Source organism: Mycobacterium sp. TH-M15, from assembly GCF_057473705.1.
Window position 1 is genome coordinate 1 of record NZ_JBYCLB010000555.1, and the last position, 4,809, is coordinate 4,809.

Consider the following 4,809-nt stretch of genomic DNA (forward strand, 5'->3'; position numbering starts at 1 on the left):
CCGGCGGCGGGTTTGGCCGTGGGTTCAACGGCGGCTTCGGCGGCGGCAACTTCGTCCGCTTCACCACCGGCGGCGACGGCGCCGAGTTCAACCTCAACGACCTGTTCGGCGCGGCCGGCCAGACCGGCGGCGCCAATATCGGCGATCTGTTCGGCGGGCTGTTCGGGCGTGGCGCGCAGCAGCGGCCCAGCCGGCCGCGGCGCGGCAACGACCTGGAGACCGAGGCCGAGCTCAGTTTCACCGAGGCGGCCAAGGGTGTGGCGATGCCGCTGCGGCTCACCAGCGCCGCGCCGTGCACGAACTGCCACGGCAGCGGCGCCCGGCCGGGTACCAGCTCGAAGATCTGCTCCACCTGCAACGGCTCCGGGGTGATCAGCCGCAACCAGGGGGCGTTCGGCTTCTCCGAGCCGTGCAACGACTGCCGCGGCAGCGGATCGATCATCGAGAACCCCTGTACCGAGTGCAAGGGTACCGGCCGGGCGGCCCGCAGTCGCACCATCAACGTGCGGATACCGCCGGCGGTGGAGGACGGCCAGCGGATCCGGCTGGCCGGGCAGGGCGAAGCGGGCCTGCGCGGTGCGCCCTCCGGCGACCTGTATGTGACCGTCCGGGTGCGTCCGGACAAGCTCTTCGGCCGCGACGGCGACGACCTTACGGTGACGATCCCGGTGAGCTTCACCGAACTCGCCCTGGGGACCACGCTTTCGGTGCCGACGCTGGACGGCAAGGTCGGGGTGCGGGTGCCGAAGGGCACCGCCGACGGGCGGATTCTGCGGGTGCGCGGCCGTGGCGTGCCGAAACGCGTTGGCGGCCACGGGGATCTGCTGGTCACCGTCAAGGTCGCGGTCCCGCCGGACCTGGAGGGACCCGCGCGGGACGCGTTGGAGGCGTACGCGGCCGCGGAGCGGGAGAGCGGATTCAACCCCAGGGCCGGCTGGGCAGGCGATCGGCGATGAGTGCCCCGCCGGCGACGATGCAGAACGAAGTGATGCTGAGGAGTGGCGTATGAGTGCCTCGGACAGCTCGCGGACGTTCCTGATATCGGTCGCCGCCGAGCTCTCCGGCATGCACGCACAGACGCTGCGCACCTACGACCGGCTGGGTTTGGTGAGTCCACGCCGCAGTTCCGGTGGGGGACGGCGGTACTCGCAGCGCGACGTCGACCTGCTCCGCGAGGTGCAGCGGCTCTCCCACGAGGAGGGCGTCAACCTGGCCGGCATCAAGCGGATCATCGACCTGACCAATCAGGTCGAGGCGCTGCGTTCCCGGATGAAGGAGATGGCCGCCGAACTGGAGACGCTGCGCGGCACGCCACGCCGGGATATCGCGCTGGTGCCGAAGAGCACCGCGGTAGTGGTGTGGCAGCCGCGGCGGTGACCGATCCCGCGGCGAAACCGCGCTGGAGTTGGTTGTGGGGCTTCGGGTCGCCGCCGCCTGCGGCGCCGGCGGCGAGACACCGGCCAGGGACCAGACTGGAGTTGCTGTCCAGAGTCATCCTCGATTCGGGCGCTGGTAACCCGAAGTCGGCCGGCCTCAAGAGATTCGGATGGAGAACTGCGCGACGCCGGGCCGGCCCAGCCGGGCCACCCGGTAGCCGCCGCGCCTGAGCGCGTCGGTCGGGGCGGTCATCGGCTCGAAGCAGACCACGGCTTCACCGGCGGGTGCGAAGATCTGCGCCGCCGGGTAACCGGACTCGAAGCACACCTCGATGCGCCGGTCGCCGCCGGATACCGCGAACACCGCACCGTCGGCGATCTGGTCGTACCCGTCGTCGCAAATGGTGTCGCCCAACATCATTGACGTTGCCGGCGCCGGGGTTGACGCACCGGTGGGGATGCCGCGGCTGTCCAGCGCCAGGTGCCGCATCACCGGGGTGTCGATGAGCCAGGCCGCTCGGGGTACCTCGGGCAGCTGCAGGTAGGGGTGGAAGCCGTAGCAGAGCGGGACGGTCGTCTCGGTGGTGGCCGTCACGGTGCTGCGCAGCCGCAGGGTCCGATCGGTGAGGGTGACCTGCAGCGTCAGCAGATGCGGGAACGGGAATCCCGCCAGCAGTGCCGGATCGGCCCCGAAGTCCAGTTCGGCGACGAGTTCGGAGGCCGACTCGGTGGTCACCCGCCAATCGGGGTAGCCAGCCACCAGGCCGTGGATCGGCAGCCCGTTGGCGTCGACGTGCACGCCGGAACGCCCCGGGGTCAACGTGACGTCGCGGCCTTCGGCGGTGTAGCCGGTGGCGCTCAATCGGTTCGCCCACGGGTAGAGGAGCGGGATGCCCATGGTCTTGGCGGTGGTGAGGTATGCCTCCAGGCCGCGGCGCAGGCCGAGCAGCTGCACATCGGCGTCGGTGAGCGAGACGCCGATCATCCCGGCGGAAGGCAGGAATTCGGCCTGCACCGGTGACGACGGGTCGCGCAGGATCAAGACATGCCGGGCAGGTCGGAGAGGTCGGGGCACATCTTCCACTTGCCGTTTTCTTTGACGAAGTCGATGGAGGAGGTGTTGGACCGGCCGCCGACGGTCCGCTCGGCGGTGACCGTGGCGTGGTTGCCGTTCACGGTGATCGAGACGATCCGGCCCTTGCCGTCCGGCCGCGGACCCGCCGCGTTCCTCGGTGGGTCGAAGCTGGAGAACTTCTCCAGCAGATCGTTGAATTTCGCGCAGTACAGGTTGCTGTCCGGCCTGGGTCCCCTTTTGGCGATCTGCTCGATCGTGGCACGGATCTGGGCCTCGTCGGAGCCTCCGGTGATCCAACCGCCGGCGACGAGCGCCACCACGAGCGCCAGCACCGCCAGGACGCTGCCACCGATGATCCAGCCTTTCTTGTTCGACGGCGGCGGAGCCCCCCACCCGTACGGCGCCTGGCCGGGGTAGGGCGGCTGGCCGGGGTAGGGCGGCTGGCCGGGGTAGGGCAGCTGGCCGAGGTAGGGCAGCTGGCCGAGGTAGGGCGGCTGGCCGAGGTAGGGCGCCTGGCCGAGGTAGGCTGCCTGGCCGGGGTACGGCGGCTGGGCCGGATATGGCCCCTGCGGGTACCGGCCGGGCGGCGGCATCGGTGGATAGCTCGTCATAGCGACTAATTGTGCAGCATGGGTCGGGACCGACCCTGTACGGGCGGTCACGCCGACAGCGGGTCGTGCTGGATTTGCTCCGGTGATGCGCCCCTGCCGATCAGGGCCGCTTCGGTGGCGCGGACCATGCCGGGGCTGCCGCAGATCAGAATCTGACGGTCGCCCCAGCCGCCGTAGCCGGTGACCACCTCGGGGAGCCGACCGGTCTGGCGCACGTGCAGCCCGCGCGGGGGCGTCACGTCGGGATAGTCGGCGGCCCACTGCGGGTCGCCGGCGTACTCCGTCACCGGGGTCACCGAGAGCCACGGGTTGTGCGCGGCGATCTGCCACAACGTCGGCAGATCGTACAGCTCGCACGGATACCGGCCACCGAAGAACAGGTGTACCCGGGGGTTCTCCCCCCACCGGGTCAGGTCCATGATGATGGCCCGCAACGGAGCCAGGCCGGTGCTGCCGGCGACCATCAGCACGTCGCCACCGTCCCGGTCGACGCGCATCGCGCCGTGCGGGCTGGACAGCCGCCACCGGTCGCCGGTCTGGGTTTCGTTGACGATTGCCGTGCTCACCAGGCCGCCGGAGACCGCGCGGACGTGGAACTCCACGGCGCCGCCGTCATCCGCGGGGATGGCCGGGGTCAGGTAACGCCAGCGCCGGATGCACTGCGGTACCTCGACTTTGACGTACTGACCCGGGCAGTAGTCGAGTGGTTGATCCAGCTGAAGCCGGACGACGGTCAGGTCCCGGGACACCCGCAGCAACTCGACCACGGTGCCGTCCCACCAGGCCGGCCCGGCCTCGGCGTCGGCGGCGCCGCTCATCACGCCGATGATCAGGTTCAGCGACTGGCTGGCCGCGTCGGCGACGGCGTCGGTCCAGGCCGCCCCGAGCTGGTCTCGCAGCGTCGCGTGCAGCACCTGATTCACCGTTTCGTAGTGCCGGTCGGTGACGCCGTATTTGCGATGGTCCCGGCCGAGTTGTGCCAGAAACGCCACCGGTTCGTCGGCGCGCTGTGCGACCAACTCGCCGTATACCCAGCTCAACGCGTGGGCGAACGCCGCCTGCTGGGCGTCCATGTCCGGGGGGAACAGATCGCGCACCGCCGGGTCGGCACCGAACCAGTGGCGGAAGAACCGACCGACCACGCCGCCGTTGCCGTCAGCGGGCACTGCGAAGGCGTCGTGCAGCACCCGCAGCGCGTCGCGATCGTCCAAGCCCACGACCGCCGATTTTATCCGCGGTCGGGGTGGGCCGGACCGACTCGCCGTATCTGCCCCGGGACGGGGTCACCGTTGCACCATGCGACCCGGCGTCTGGTCGCGCAACAGGCCAAGGAGCCTGCGGCGGTGGTCATTGAGCGCGGAACCGAGCTCGGCCCGGCAGCAAAACTCGTCATCCTTGAGCGGAACAGACTCAACCTTGACGACGTTGAACGACCAAGCAAACATCTTTCGGATACCGACATGGAGGTGTCGTGGACTCGTTCAACCCGACCACTAAGGCTCAGGCCGCGCTCACCGCCGCGCTGCAGGCGGCGACGGCGTCTGGTAACCCGGAGATCCGGCCGGCACATCTGTTGCTGGCCCTGTTGACCCAGAACGACGGGATCGCCGCGCCACTGCTGGAGGCGGTCGGCGTCCAGCCCGCCGCGGTGCGCACCGAGGCCGAGCGGCTGATCGGGCGCCTGCCGCAGGCCAGCGGCGCCAGCGCGCAACCGCAACTGTCCCGCGAGTCACTGGCGGCGATCACC

Annotated in this window: 6 protein-coding genes; 3 read left to right on the plus strand and 3 right to left on the minus strand. The window is 70.2% G+C overall.

Annotation, left to right across the window (positions count from 1 at the left end):
- The coding region (gene dnaJ / locus AC2VNT_RS13520; protein WP_486947351.1) for a molecular chaperone DnaJ at positions 1-956 on the plus strand (956 nt) is incomplete at its 5' end.
- Between the two features lie 49 nt (positions 957-1,005).
- Positions 1,006-1,377, plus strand: a complete 372-nt coding sequence (locus AC2VNT_RS13525) for a heat shock protein transcriptional repressor HspR (RefSeq protein ID WP_486947352.1) — start codon at positions 1,006-1,008, stop codon at positions 1,375-1,377.
- A 156-nt stretch (positions 1,378-1,533) separates the two neighbouring features.
- On the opposite strand, the gene AC2VNT_RS13530 is transcribed toward AC2VNT_RS13525, so the two are convergent.
- The 3 genes from AC2VNT_RS13530 to AC2VNT_RS13540 are packed head-to-tail and all read right to left on the minus strand — an operon-like array spanning position 1,534 to position 4,279.
- Complete coding sequence (locus tag AC2VNT_RS13530) at positions 1,534-2,361, minus strand: aldose 1-epimerase (protein WP_486947356.1); 828 nt, start codon at positions 2,359-2,361, stop codon at positions 1,534-1,536.
- 53 nt (positions 2,362-2,414) lie between these two features.
- A complete protein-coding gene (locus AC2VNT_RS13535; protein ID WP_486947353.1) occupies positions 2,415-3,062 on the minus strand; it encodes an Rv0361 family membrane protein in 648 nt (215 codons plus the stop codon).
- A 47-nt stretch (positions 3,063-3,109) separates the two neighbouring features.
- On the minus strand, positions 3,110-4,279 hold the full coding sequence (locus AC2VNT_RS13540) for an FAD-binding oxidoreductase (RefSeq protein ID WP_486947354.1): 1,170 nt from the start codon (positions 4,277-4,279) through the stop codon (positions 3,110-3,112).
- Between the two features lie 254 nt (positions 4,280-4,533).
- Between AC2VNT_RS13540 and AC2VNT_RS13545 the strand changes: the two genes are divergently transcribed.
- The coding region (locus AC2VNT_RS13545) for a Clp protease N-terminal domain-containing protein (protein ID WP_486947355.1) at positions 4,534-4,809 on the plus strand (276 nt) is incomplete at its 3' end.